Source organism: Clostridium tepidiprofundi DSM 19306 (assembly GCF_001594005.1).
Lineage (GTDB): Bacteria > Bacillota > Clostridia > Clostridiales > Clostridiaceae > Clostridium_AC > Clostridium_AC tepidiprofundi.
This window is the reverse complement of the sequence record NZ_LTBA01000007.1, coordinates 81708-96418: the sequence shown is the minus strand read 5'-3', so window position 1 is coordinate 96418 and position 14711 is coordinate 81708. Positions and strand designations below refer to the sequence as shown.

Genomic DNA, 14711 nt, shown 5'->3' with positions numbered 1-14711 from the left:
GAACTATAACAGTTTTCAGTTATACGACTAACTTTACCATTACACCCACGGCCTACGGCCCCAAATACGAAAGCACAAATATGCTTAAATTGTGGCAATGTTAAGTAAAGGACTATTCTAATTTCTATAATAAAGTTGTTAATTGATTTAGCATATGGTATATTATTTTCTGTAGGCATTTTTATCCATCCTTTATTTATATTTCTTAGCAGTAATATAATACCTTAGGATGGCGAAAATGTCTATTTTTGTTCTTGTTTTTCTTAATTCCAAAATATGTTATGAAATTTGCTCATTTATAGTAAGTTACACTTAAATAGTAATATTTTGCAGGGAAGAATGTATTATTAGGTCAAAATATATAAATCTAAAAATTATAATATACAAAGAGCTTTTTATTTGTATATTATATACAGGAATAGAAACATTCTCCATCAGAAACTTGCAATTGTAAATTTATAGTAACTTAAGTTGATGAAATTGTCCTAGCGCCTGGTACCTAATAAGATGCTGATTCTCAAGTCACAAATTTGTACTAGAGACTATCGATTGGCGACTGAAAACTAATAAATAGTTGCCAATCGCCAAAGCAGATTGTGACTTTGATGGATATTAATATTTAAACTTTGTTTTTAAATAGATAATAGTTTTTAAGTTGTAAATCTGTACTGGAGACTAGAGATTAACTCCTAGCCCCTTCTTTTCCCTCCTAGCACCTTTTCCCTAGTCCCTAATTAAAGTATTGGTGAAAGCAATCTAGAAATAGATTCCTTAAACTTAATACTCATACTTCTTTTTTCATAAAGTTCCTTTGTTATTTCTGAGCTATCTTGAATATCTTTCTCAAATATTTTTTCGAGTTTATTTGCCACATTTTTATCATATATAAATGCATTCACCTCAAAATTCAGCTTATAGCTTCTTATATCCATATTGGCTGTACCAACCGATGCAATTTTACTATCTACTACAATTGTTTTACAATGAAGGAATCCCTTTTCATACTTATATGCTTTGACACCAACATCCAAAAGTTCTCCTATATATGCACAAGATGTCCAATAAACAAACGGATGATCTGGTTTGTTAGGAATCATAATTCTAACATCAACTCCACATAATGCTGCAACTTTTAACGCTTCTAGTATACTTTTATCAGGAACAAAATATGGCGATTGAATATAAATGCTTTTTTTAGCTGAATTTATCATCTTTAAATACCCATTTTTAATCTGTTCTTCAATAGAATCAGGACCACTTGAAACAATTTGAATACCAATCTTACCATCAGAATTTTTAATAGGAAAATATCTTCTATCAAAATTTATATCTTCATCTGAAGCATAATGCCAATCAAGAATAAATCTCTGCTGCAAATCATCTACAGCATCACCACATATTTTTAAATGAGTATCTCTCCAATATCCAAATTTCTTACTTTTGCCTAAATATTCATCGCCAATATTTATTCCACCAACAAATCCAACTTTTCCATCAATAACTGCAATTTTTCTATGGTTTCTATAATTAATACGAGTATTTATATGCGGTAAAATAGATGGAAAAAAACATGCTACCTTTCCACCCGCACGTTTCAATTTATCAAAAAAATGTTTAGGTAATTTTCTGCCTCCCATAGCATCATACAACAATCTGACCTCTATGCCTTTTTCAGCTTTCCTCGTAAGCTCGTTTATAATTTTAGTTCCAATAGAATCTGATTTTAATATATAATAAACCATATGAATATGATTTTCTGCATTTCTTATATGTCTAATCAGTTCATTAAATTTTTCTTCTCCATTAGTAAATATCTTAACATTATTGTTTTGTGTAAATAATGCTTGGCTGTTATTATAATGCATATATATCATATCTAAATATTCAGCTGCAACTTTATCATTAAATTTTAATTTATGTTCTTCTATTTCTCTTTTCTGAGCCAAAAGTTTTTTGTGTAAAATATCTTCTTCTTTTTTTATGTTAAATATCTTTTTTCTACTTAAATTCTGTCCAATCAGTAGATACAAAATAAATCCAAATATAGGCATCAAAAAAACTACCACTAACCAAGCCCATGTAGCAGATGGATCTTTTCTTTCTATAAATATGAGTACAAAACCCAAAAATATATTCGCTATAAACAATATTAAAATCGTTATCAAAAATATATGCATACACTTTTTCTCCTTATATAATTAGTGTAAACTTAGACATTTGAAAAAAATAGACTAAAATACTGACTAGTTATTTTTTGAATATGCCTTAATCTGTCAGCTCAATAATGTCCTTTACATATTCCTCAATAAGCAATTCTTGATAACCACCCTTACCTTCATCAATAAGAATATCCCTTAATTCAAATAGTTCCTCACATTCTATGGAAGATAATTTACTTTCTCGACTTTTTATTGATACAGAACTCTTTATATTAAAGTAATCTTCAATTGAGTATCTCCACAAAACAAGCTTGTCTTTATATCTTCTTTTTAACTTATCAGCAATCTTCAACCCTTCTGGATCAAAATCGCCACTATAATATATTACCGCACCACCTCTTACAATTTTATCAAGAAGCACGAGCGAACATATATTAATCTGTCCACTCGTACAAATAAGTGAAGGGTATATATGTTTTGTTTTTTCCATAACACCAACTAATACTGTTGGATTCTCAAAAACAAAAACTCTATTATTATTTACTTTTACAGTATCGATTTTATTTAAATTCTTTAATGATACAATAAGAGGCTCTTTGTAATCATAAAAACTTTTAAAGCCAAAGTGCTCTTTACAATCAGTATATGCTTTTAATCCATATGTTATAGTGGTATTTGAAAGTTCATCCCTCATTATGCCAACGCTATATAATATTTCATTAATTTTCTCTGCATTTTCTGGATATGCCACATCTAAAATACAACATATAGCGTGCATAAGGAGATTTCCACACACTGTACCTATGTCAAAATAATGAGAATCCTTTGTTATATTAGATGAAAAGAGTGCTATTGGAGTAATATTATCACTTGAAAAGCTCATGTGACACAATGCTTTTTTTATGTTCATGAGTATCTCTTTTAATACTTTCTTATCTTCACAATACTTTTTCATTATTATTTTATAACCATATTTTTTCTCACAAAGAGCCCTATTCAGCCATATTTCAAACCTAGTTCCTTCACACTGTTCTAAAATTGTTTTAAAATACTTTTCTCTTTTTTCTGTCTCTAAATCCCTTTTTTCTTTATTAGTAATTAAATTGTCATCAAAATATACCTTTAGAACTTCGACAAAATCAACACCTTCAAATCTGCCTTTTGAAAAATTATCCATAAATTTTTTTACAGAAAACTTTCCCTTCTTCTCCGCAAAAAAATTATGGTTTAATGGTGCTAATATCATAGCTTCTTCTGAAGTTAGATTTTCCATACAAATCATTCCAGATAATTTGCCCAATTTTTTATATTTAATCAATATTTCCTTTAGTATTTTATTGTATGCCTTATTCTTTTTTAAAAATTCAACTGCCTCATTAACCTTATCCATACACTCACCAACTAATTCTCAAAGATTTACTAATAATTATTTTTTAAGACGTCTTATACTAAACACTGTTTTTCTATTCCATTCCATCTATATCTTATAACAGTAACAACGTCATCATTTTCTTCTCTTATAAGTTCACAAATTGAAAGATTATCAACTGTATCATAATCTCCCCACAATATCTGTGAATTCAACACATAGTCTAAATCCAACTTTTTAAGCAATTTGAACATATCTCTTATATTATTTTCATCAACTCCTGCAAATGCCTCATCCATAGAAATAATTTTTGGACAATCCTTATTAGCATTATCATATCTTGCATACACTGCTGAAAACAATGGTACATACATTGACATTGCCTTTTCCCCTCCAGAAAACTGGAAAAATGCATTATTGGTTAATTCTTTTTTTCTTTCACCTTTTTTTGTAAAATACAATTTGAATTCATACCATTTCCTATAATCAAGTACTTCTTTTATAATAGTATAGTAATTTCTTGCTTCACCATTTTGCTCACAATTTCTTATTGCCTCTTTTACTTTATTACCAAAATGCAAAGCAAGTTTTTTCATATCATCATCATTAGCAGCTGCTCCTCTTTCCATTATCTCCAAAAGTTCAGCTATATTAAGTTGTCCTTCACTCTCAGCTTTTTTAGGAACCCATCTCAAACTCAATTTAAGGCTACTTGATGTATTCATACTCTCCATTAAATCATTTATTTTATCCACCCAAACTTTTGAAAGATAAATCTTGCTTTTAATTTTTGTACTTATTGTATTCATTAATATTTCTTCGAATATGGCTCTTTCTTTATTGCTTATCAATATTTTCATCTCTTCTATATCTTTTTCAATCATACTTGGAAGCTCATAAAATGATATATCTTTACCTCTAAATTTACAATTAATATCTATTCTTTCAACACCTTTATAAATCTCTCTTAATGACTCATCCTCCATATTGTTTTTTACAAAAATATCATCAACTTTAATATAGAATTCCCTGAGTTCAGAACGATTTTTGCTTAAACTATCTATAACTGCTCTTGAATAAACTTCTCTATCCTTATCTTCTCTCAAATCATATGCAGCTATAACCTTTTTTAATATTTTCATAGCATCATTTTGACTGTCTTCAACTGGTAAAACATATCCTAAAGAATATTCTTCCATAAAAATATCCTTCTTTATTTTGCAAATATGATTTTCTCTTAATAGTTTATTATTTTTATCGTCTATTGTTTTATTAATATTAAGTATAGCCTGTTCTAGTTCACCTTCATTCTTAGAAAGATTATTAATTATATTAGGATACTCTGATTTTATTTCTATGCATCTTTCAATTTCTGCTTCAATTTGCTCTATATCTGTATTCTTTAGAACATCCTTTAACGAATTTATTTCTTCATTTTTATTATCACATTTATTCTTGTAGCTTGTTATATCGTAATAAAGACTATCTATCACTTCTCTAATATCCTCTAAGCTTTCTCTAATAGATTCTATTCTATCATGTATGCCTCTAATATTACCCTGTTTAATAGTCAATTCAGTCAACAAATTTCTGTAGTCATTAGCTCTTTCATTGGCTTCTTCGTACTCTTCTAAAGACACATCGAGCTCCATACCATCTGTGATTTCTATAACATTTTTCTTACATTCTTTAAATTCTTCTGATATATTAAACAATGCTTCATTTTCTCTTATCAATTTTTCATGCAGTTCTTTTACTTTTGACTCACATTCATATATCATCTTCAAAGCTTCTCTTAAATCAATGCTAGAAGGCTCTTTTCCCATTTCATCATCAAGAATACCTATTTTATTCTCTATTTCAAGCTTTTCTAATTCTAATTCTTTTATGTCTTTTAGAAGTTTTTCTATATCATTTAACTTTTCATTTATAATTCTCTCTCTGTGTTTCTTCCTGCTACTAGCTCCAATATATTTTAATGTATAATCTGTACTTGCTTTACCTTTTATAATACCTATGCTGTAATTACCTTTTTCATCGACAAATGCCATAGAATCCTCAACCAAAAATATACCTTGCAAAATATTATCAACAGTTTCAAATGCTACACCATTCAATCCATCTTTATCTACATCAAAATAATTAGTAATATTATGTTTCATTATATTACCATTAGCAAATATGTACCTGTCATATGCTCCTTCTGTAAATGACATAACTTCATCTTTATATTTTTCATCAACTATTACTGCATCAATTATGCCCATATCTACAAATGCACTCTCAAGAGCTATCCTTATATCTTCTGGAACATCCTTTTTAAAGTCAATAGCTTTATAAAAAACTGTAAAAGGAATACCTCTTTTCATCAATTCCTGCCTATTATTTATTGAACCATCGCATCTAGGAGGTTCTACTTCTTTCGCTCTCTTTAACTCTTCTATTTCTGACTTCAAATTGTCTATATCTTTTTCTATATCAGTAATATTACTGTCCTTCTTTTCGATAGCTATATTGAATTTGTTTTTAATATTATTATATGTTTCTTTAACAACTTTATTTAAATCGCCTAATGAAAATGTATCTTCTGTACTATCTATTGCAGAAATAAGCTCTTTTTTCTCTTCATCAGTGAGTTTTAAAATAGTATTCTCATCATTCCACTTTACATAATTAACCTTTAAATCTTCTCTTGTATTCAAAAGAATTTCTTCTCTCTTAGCAATATCATTCTTAGCATCTTCAAATTCTTTTTCAATGCTCTCTTTGTTTTCTAATACTTCATCATACTTTGCTTTATAGTATTCATATTTTTTTAATACTTTAATAGCTTTTCTTATTTTTTCAGAATACTTGTTAAGACATATTTTAATGTATTTAATGTCATATCCCTTTAAATCATTCATCATATCTTCTTTAAGCATAAAACCATCTTTAAAAAGAAATTCATCTGCAATTTCGTAAAGTTCATCTAGAATATTTTCAATATCTTGTACTATTATGTCATACTCATCTTCTAATTTTTTAATAGTATACTCTTTTTCCCTTTCACTGATTTTTTTGTTTTGAAGTTCATTTTCTTTTTTTTCAATATCAATTTTTAGTTCTCTTACTTCTTTTTCTAATTTTAGGAGTTCTTCTTTAACCCTTAAGGCATCATTTTCTCTCAGCTTATCATACATTATTTCAGCCTCATGAAGTTGAGTCTTATGCCTTTTAATATTCTCTTTGACATTTTTAATTTGATTTATATTGTTTTCTAATTTTTCTTTACTTTCTTCAATTTCTTTAGTTAATTGCAAAACTTCATCATTTTTCTTCTTAAAATTTAAAGCCTTTTCATATAAGCAACATTTATTATATCTATCATAATGATACTTAATATTTCGTGTTGCACTTAGGGCATTTTTTAACTCTTCAAGAGAACTTTGTAATCCATCCATATTCTCCATTGATTCAGACATAGGTCTTAAATCTTCTTCTGAAATAAGCCTAAGCGACTGAGTCAATATTTTATATATTTCTGTTGGCTTAAAATCTTTAGAAAGCTTAGGACTTCTGAGCTGAATAAGTAAGTTTATAAGCTCCTCATATCTATCAACATCATCAAATCCAAACAAATATTCATTTACCTTTTTCATATATTCTCTTTGATATTCAGTAAAAACTCCGCCATTTCCAATTTCATTTTGAAGTTGCTTTTTTGTAAGAGGTATATTATTACCAGCATTCCTGTACAAAAACAAATCCTTGTTTATTCTTCTACCATCAGTAATAATAAAATACCATGAATTCAGAGGTCTATTTTTTACAGCTTTCATTCCCATACCAATAGTTAAATAATTATCCGTTTTTCTTCTCTTAAATTCAATGTATAGATAAGCTGTCTTTTCATCTGTGTTTTCATCAAGTAAATAATTCTCCATTTTACGCGACTTTGTTCCAAACGGATCCAGTCTTTCAGGAGATTTATTACCATCTAATAATAGTGGCACAAAACTCTGCATTGTAACGGATTTACCACTCCCATTAGATCCTCTAAAAAGCAATTTACCATCTTCCAATGGAAATTCCTCAATATCATAATACCAAAAATTTATTAGTCCAAACTTATTTGCTATCCATCTATTTTCCATTTCTATCACCTCCAACATAATCCTTTGGATAATCTCCAACTAACTTTCCTATTAAAGGGTATACATTTATATTTTCGTCTTGAGTTATCATAGCAAAGCTTTTCATAAACTCAATAATATCATTCATCAACTTCAAAATACTACATTCCCTGTATTCCTTACTCCACCCAAATGCTCTTTCACATTTAAGCTCTGAAATAATATCTTTAAACTCTTCCTCGGATAAAACAATAACATCATCAACATTTCTCTGAATCTTACCTTCGTTCAATAATTTTATAATTTTGCTATTTAAATGCAAAACTATATCGCTTAAAGCTGAATTTGATGGAAACATCTTTTTTAATCTACTACCTTCACCTAAAACAATCAAAGCACCATTTCTATGTACATGTAAATCCCAATTCAAATACTTTCTAAAATCCTCTTCAATTATACCTCTATGTTTTTTTATGTAAATATAATCCGAATCATCTGCACCTTCATTATAAACAATAGGAGAAATAAGCAGCCTCCTATAAACCCTATTTCTAACTATAAATCCTTTCTCCTCTTCTAAAAATGTAACATTAAAGTCTTCTATATCTTTATAATTCTTGCATTTCATAATATCCACTGGAAAGTTTCTAACCATATATCTCGACAATCCCGTACTTTCATAAAGCACTTCAACAGAATTATCCCTTATAAAATCCTCTTCCTTACCATCATTAATAACAATAATATTATATTGCAATGCAAATTTAAGAACCTTTATCAATGAACGACGTGTTCTATAATTTGTCCAATCTACTTTTTCGCCCACCGCATTTGAGCTTATGAAATCTGTTATATGTGATAAGAGGAATTGTTCTCCTTTGGTTTTATCCTCTAAAAATGTAATGAGCAGCATCAAAAAGATATACTCCCTAATATCGTCAAATTCATCTATACCCATCCATCCTTCAGCTTTTCCAGGAAGTTTCTCTAGTTTTATAAAATCTCCTCTTATCAATAGTTCATATCCAAGTTTATCCTTTATAAATGTTTTGAAATTCTTATAATTATCTTTAATTGAATAATAAGTATCCTTATCATTATCTTTAAAAATAAAATACTTTTCTAAAAGCACCCTTAATTCTTCCATATCATTCCTCTTCCTCAAATTTTAATATATAGTGTGGCATTACAAATATTCCATCTTCACATTTGAGCTCTATCGTTTGAGTATGCTTGTCTTTTATAATTGTGAATTTTCTTCCAAATTCTGTTTTGCTACCACTCCCCCTTGAAATTCTGCCCTTTGTAAGCCATCTTAATAATATATTTCTATCTTTTCGCGATATTTTAGGTAAATTTGCGAAATCGATTTCATTATTCACTATATATTTTCCCATTAATTCACTCTCAAGCTTTCTCTTTTCCATTATTTCTTTGAGTTTTTGTTCCTTTTTATAGCTTTTATCAACAATAGGATTCTTTATGAGTTTTTCTCTATAACCTCTTACTCTTGGTTTTGTAATAACTTCTGTTGGTGGCTCATCATATATGCTGCTATTTATGCTCTCAGTAGTTCTATTTTCATTTGCCTTAATATGTTTTGGAGAAAATACTCCAAAAACAAGGGAAGATAACTTATTAGCTTCCTCAATACTACTACACTCATAAAACATATTTGCAATCTTTCTATATTCTTCTTTTCTATTAGCACTATTATTTCTTTTATCCGCAATTTGAGAAGCAAACCTAGTTATCTTTCTTATCATATCGTTAGTATTATCAATAAGCTGTTCAACAAGAGGCTCATTCCCCTTATATGAAAGAAACCACTCTTTAATACTCTGAAATCTACCCCTATTTATATCAACAAATTCATCATATTTTATTGTGTTCCCTATACTAGGAATAGTTTTTTCATGATTTAATACCTTATTTATAATTTCATCAACTTCGCTAGAATCAATACTTGTAAGCAAATTTTTTATAGTATAACTATTTAATTGAAGATCCTTTATAAAGTCTCTAAGATATTTAATAAAATTTTCTTTAAACATCAAGAATTCTGATGTTTTCATCAATTCCTCGGTTTTAGGTGAATAAAATCTGCTTATATAATCTTGATAGTTCTCATTCAATTCTTTAAATCTCTTATTTAATTCCTTCCACCATTCATATACTTCTTTATCCTCTTTAAATATTATCTCTCTATGTTCTTCAAGAATAGCACAAAATTTTTCCACTAATGTTCCCTCAAGTGAAGCATTGTTTTCAACTGTCATATTTTCAAGAGATAACAACATTCTTTCTATTTCTATAGTATATGTAGAAAGCTGATACCTAAATTTTCTATTCCTAAATTCTTCAACAGTTCTAACCTTAGTCGTATCTGCAACAGCAATTAAATTTTTCCATGTTACTAAAGCATCTAAATCATTTTTTAACTGTTCTTCAGAATAATCACTAAAGCGTTCATTCTTTTTAAGCTGTTCATATATTTCTTCACTATATAACCAATACTTCATTTTTTCATAATAATTATACATGGTCCTTATAATAGTTCTATATCTCCATGTATTTTCAGTAGCAAGATATCTTACCTCATCAATTTGTTTCATAACCTTGTTATCTATTTTCATACAAAAATCCTTTCAATTACCTAACTTTCTATTCCTTTTCTAGCTTGTATACCCTTATTATAATAATGCTTTACTTCCCTCATTTCAGTAACTAAATCAGCAATATCTATCAATTCCTGTGGTGCATATCTTCCTGTAATTATAACTTCAACATGTTTTGCTCTTTTTTCCAATGCTTTTAATACATCATCTACAGTAAAAAGTTTGTAGTAAAGTGCTATATTCAATTCATCCATAACAACAATATCATACTCACCATCAATCAATATATTTTTCATCTCTTTGAGCCCTTCTTTAGCAAGCCTTATATCTTCTTCTGTAGGCTCATTATAAATAAAGCAATTTTTTCCGAACTGCTTCATCTCAAAATTAGGCAAATATTTTACAGTCTTAGTTTCGCTATACTTCATACCTTTAACAAACTGACCAAAAAACACCTTCTTACCTGCACCTATTGCTCTTAAACTCAATCCTAAAGCACTGGTAGTTTTCCCTTTTCCATTTCCTGTGTAAATATGTATATACCCTTTATTTTCCATTTTGATCCCTCCAAAATATTTTCTATCCTTCAATAACCTTCACAAAAACTTTTCTTGTTCTTGGACCATCAAATTCACAAAAATAAATTCCCTGCCATATACCTGTTTTTAACTTGCCATTTTCAACAATTACTGAACAACTTGAACCCATGTATGAAGCTTTCAAATGTGCATGTGAATTCCCTTCAGCATGCTTATAATCTCCATGTACTGGGAAAATATGATTTAAAGAATTAATAATATCCCTTACAACATCTGGATCCGCATTTTCATTGATTGTAATTCCTGCAGTTGTATGTGGACTAAAAACAACAACAATACCATTTTCAATTCCACTTTCTTCAACCGACTTACGTACAAAATTTGTAATATCTATAAATTCCTGTTCCTTGTTTGTTCTTAAAGAATATTCATATGTATTATTTGAAGTTCTCATTATAACATTTCTCACTCCTAATCCATACTAAAATTATTTAACTATATGCCTAAATTATATCATATTAAACTTATTTTATACTATATTCATTTGAAAGAACATTTTAGGTATTTTCAAAGTACTTGATTCTCTCCAAAAAACACATTCATCGATTCCTAACATTTTTAAATAATTAAAAATCGATGAATGCAGATTTTGAAATTTTGCTATTTAATATTTTTTAAATTTATGTACTTTATATCTAAAACTTGTTATTTCCTTTCAAATGCCTAATTCTCTTCATTTTCATTAGATAATATATATTCCACAATCAATTCATCTAATTTTTCACTCAAAGAAACAATTTCTTCATGTTTGAATATATTGTCGTTTAACACATCAATGCTTGCATTATTTAATGTTTTTCTAAGTTCTTCAATATTATTGTATAAATTCTTATTATTCTCTTTCATTACTACCATCCTCACTACCAAAATACTAATTTTCAAATGCATTAAATCTATTTAAAAAGCTAGCAAATTCCTCTTCACTTAGTGGCTTTTCAAAAATAAATCCTTGCACTTTACTACAATTGATATCAAGCAAGTAATCTAGCTGCTCCTCTTTTTCAACCCCTTCTGCCACAACATCCAAATTCAATTCTTGTGCAAGATTTATAATATTTTTCGTTATAATTAAATCTTTTTCACAACTTTGTATTTTATCTATAAATGACTTATCAATTTTTATTCCATCAATAGGAAGGTTGTATAAATAACTAAGAGATGAATACTTTGTACCAAAATCATCAATAAATATTTTTACTCCCATAGCTTTTAAACTCGTAAGACTATTCAATATTTTTTTATTAGGACTTAAAACAACTCTTTCAGTTATTTCAAAATGAATATGTTTTGAATCTATACCGCTTTCTTTCAATTCTTGACTAACAAAATCTAAAAAGGAACTATCTTCAAGTTGCTTTTCAGATATGTTAATTGATATATTTAGGTAACTATATCCACTAGCATGTAATTTTTTTATTTCATTAAATGCTTTGTGTATAATAAATTTGCCAATTTCATTTATCATTCCGTTTTGTTCTATAATTTCAATGAAATATATTGGCGATAACATTCCCAATTCTTGATGATTCCATCTTAATAACGCCTCAATACCACATACCTTCATTGTTGTTAAATCGATTTGTGGTTGATAAAATAACGTGAATTCATTATTTTTTAATGCAACATCTAAATTTGATAAAATTTTATCATTTCTAACCATATCTTCATACATATAATTTTTAAAATATTCATATCTATTTTTAGTAACTCTTTTTGCAAAGTTAAGTGCAATTTCAGCATACTTTAATATTGTGCTTAACTCTGTACTATCATTAGGATATACCGAAATACCTGCTTTAAAATCTACTACCAATTTTCTATCTTCTAAATCTAATTGAACTGGCGAATCAAGCAAGCTATTAATTATTCCTTTAATGGTTACTTTATCTTTAAAATAAATTAGAACAAGTAACCTATCCCCACTAAACCTATAAACATTTCCTTTGTTTGAAACACGCTTACTTACTTTTTCAATAAATTTATTTAAAATAATATCACCATACTCATACCCATAAGTATAGTTATAAAATCTAAAATTAACTATATCAATCAAACAAATATAACCTTTTTCTTCTTTAACTAATTTACCAATAATTTTTTCAAAATCACCTACTGAGTTATTAAAATTATAAACATTTTCTAATTTTTCCTCCATGTTGCCTAACCCCCATATACACAGTTCTTTACACTAAAACATCTAATATTTTGACATATTTTTTAGTTAATTGTATTATTAAAACAAAACAAATATTTTGTACAATTGATTATAACACAATATAGATAAATGTCCAAATATTTAAATTTATTTTTGCAATATATGGTAAAATTGTGTAAAAAATTAAATAAATATAACAGAAATTTATGAGAAAAAAAATATAATATGAATTATGAGTAATAAATTGGTCAAAAAAATATTTAAAATTGATACAAAATATTTGTTTTGTACAATTTTTAGAGGAGTGTAGCTATGTACAACAATAGTTCTAGTAAAATTAAATACTTAACTCAACAAGAAACTTTAAATCTTTTCAATGCTATTAAAAATAATATAAGTAGTCATTACAAAAGAGATCTTGCGATTTTTAGAGTTGCATATAGATGTGGTTTAAGAGCTTCTGAAATTGCATTAATAAAATTAGCTGATTATAATCAAGATAAAGGAGAAATTTATTGCAAAAGATTAAAAGGAAGCAATAATAATACAATCAGACTTGATGTTAAGACAAAAGCCGCTATTGACTCATACATAATTGAAAATAATATAATAGATACCTCCATATCACTTTTTATAAGCCAAAAGAATAATCCTATATCTAGACAAACTCTAGATTATCTCATGAAAAAATATTGCAAACTTGCAAACATACCAGACAAAAGCAAACATCATTTTCACGCAATCAAACATACCACTGCAGTTCATCTAGCCGAATCTGGCATGGACATAAAAGAATTACAATGGTGGCTTGGACACAAATCAGTCACAAATACAGAAATTTATTTCCAATTTACAACAAAGCAGCAAGAAAAGATGTATGCAAAACTTGAAGAAAAAAGTGAAATGGTTTAATATTTCCTCTGAGGTACAACCAAAATATGGTTGCACCTCAGAGGAATATTCTTTGATTATAGTTCCTTTGTAAGTCATTACACTCTTTTTGGGCTTCTTTCTTTGTGATGGTATAATACTAAATTCATCATTTTCCGGATTTTTATTAAATAGTGCATTATATTTTTTTATCAAATTTTTTCTTAGCAGTTCTGAAAAATCACTTTCATAAGGGCTGTAATAGTATGTCTTTTTACCTAATTCGTTTTCAAAAGTGCTATATACAGTAATAGGCGATTTAGTAAATATACTATCTCCTGATTTTATATTTTTTTTATAACATGATACTTCTCCAAGTTCAATTTTATTACCTATAATATTTATTTCTTTATTTCTTATTACTCCATCGACAATATACATCAAAAACTTTCTATCAACTGTAGATATAAGAAGTTTCATTTCATCTTCAAAAGTTATAGTACTGTTTTCTTTATCAATTCTGTATTTACCCTGTAATCTTGAAAATGTATACATTTTCAACACTCTTTTGTTATATTCATATCCAGTATCATGAATAAAATTTCGGTAGCTTTCGTCATTAATCCACTTAAGTATCATTGCTTGAACGATATGATTGTATTGAAGTGGAATAATCAAAGGTTTGTGTAATTTAAACTTTAATTCTGCTCTCATATTTTTTATCTCCATATCATCTATTTTTTACATCAACATTTATATTACATAATTAGATAAATTTAGATTTTATATATAAATTTACATCATATGTATTATATCACATTTATAT

At 27.7% G+C, this 14711-nt stretch carries 11 protein-coding genes; 1 reads left to right on the top strand and 10 read right to left on the bottom strand.

From position 1 onward, the window contains the following. Positions 1-734: 734 nt before the first annotated feature. The 9 genes from cls to CLTEP_RS05145 form a co-directional block, all read right to left on the bottom strand. Positions 735-2177, bottom strand: coding sequence for a cardiolipin synthase (gene cls / locus CLTEP_RS05185; protein ID WP_066823624.1), 1443 nt, complete (start codon positions 2175-2177; stop codon positions 735-737). 88 nt (positions 2178-2265) lie between these two features. Then, entirely contained in the window at positions 2266-3549 is a 1284-nt protein-coding gene (locus tag CLTEP_RS15280) for a TIGR02679 domain-containing protein (protein ID WP_066823622.1), read from the bottom strand. Between the two features lie 53 nt (positions 3550-3602). After that, entirely contained in the window at positions 3603-7664 is a 4062-nt protein-coding gene (locus CLTEP_RS05175) for a TIGR02680 family protein (RefSeq protein WP_066823620.1), read from the bottom strand. Further along, positions 7654-8790, bottom strand: a complete 1137-nt coding sequence (locus tag CLTEP_RS05170) for a TIGR02678 family protein (RefSeq protein ID WP_066823617.1) — start codon at positions 8788-8790, stop codon at positions 7654-7656. Before CLTEP_RS05170 ends, CLTEP_RS05175 begins: the two co-directional genes overlap by 11 nt. A gap of 1 nt (position 8791) precedes the next feature. Next, positions 8792-10279 (bottom strand): TIGR02677 family protein, encoded by a 1488-nt coding sequence (locus tag CLTEP_RS05165; RefSeq protein ID WP_066823614.1) that lies wholly within the window; start codon positions 10277-10279, stop codon positions 8792-8794. Between the two features lie 20 nt (positions 10280-10299). Then, positions 10300-10818, bottom strand: coding sequence for a cob(I)yrinic acid a,c-diamide adenosyltransferase (gene cobO / locus CLTEP_RS05160; protein WP_066823611.1), 519 nt, complete (start codon positions 10816-10818; stop codon positions 10300-10302). 22 nt (positions 10819-10840) lie between these two features. Then, on the bottom strand, positions 10841-11254 hold the full coding sequence (locus CLTEP_RS05155; RefSeq protein WP_066823609.1) for a secondary thiamine-phosphate synthase enzyme YjbQ: 414 nt from the start codon (positions 11252-11254) through the stop codon (positions 10841-10843). Between the two features lie 269 nt (positions 11255-11523). Continuing rightward, entirely contained in the window at positions 11524-11706 is a 183-nt protein-coding gene (locus CLTEP_RS05150) for an aspartyl-phosphate phosphatase Spo0E family protein (protein ID WP_161938349.1), read from the bottom strand. A gap of 25 nt (positions 11707-11731) precedes the next feature. Then, on the bottom strand, positions 11732-13015 hold the full coding sequence (locus CLTEP_RS05145) for a putative bifunctional diguanylate cyclase/phosphodiesterase (RefSeq protein ID WP_066823603.1): 1284 nt from the start codon (positions 13013-13015) through the stop codon (positions 11732-11734). Between the two features lie 312 nt (positions 13016-13327). Here CLTEP_RS05145 and CLTEP_RS05140 point away from each other — a divergent pair, with 312 nt between their 5' ends. Then, a complete protein-coding gene (locus tag CLTEP_RS05140) occupies positions 13328-13927 on the top strand; it encodes a tyrosine-type recombinase/integrase (protein WP_066823600.1) in 600 nt (199 codons plus the stop codon). Here CLTEP_RS05140 and cas6 read toward each other — a convergent pair. Then, the gene (gene cas6, locus CLTEP_RS05135) at positions 13835-14599 is read right to left on the bottom strand and encodes a CRISPR-associated endoribonuclease Cas6 (protein ID WP_066823596.1); all 765 of its coding nucleotides are present in this window, start codon (positions 14597-14599) and stop codon (positions 13835-13837) included. The genes CLTEP_RS05140 and cas6 overlap by 93 nt on opposite strands. Positions 14600-14711 lie beyond the last annotated feature (112 nt).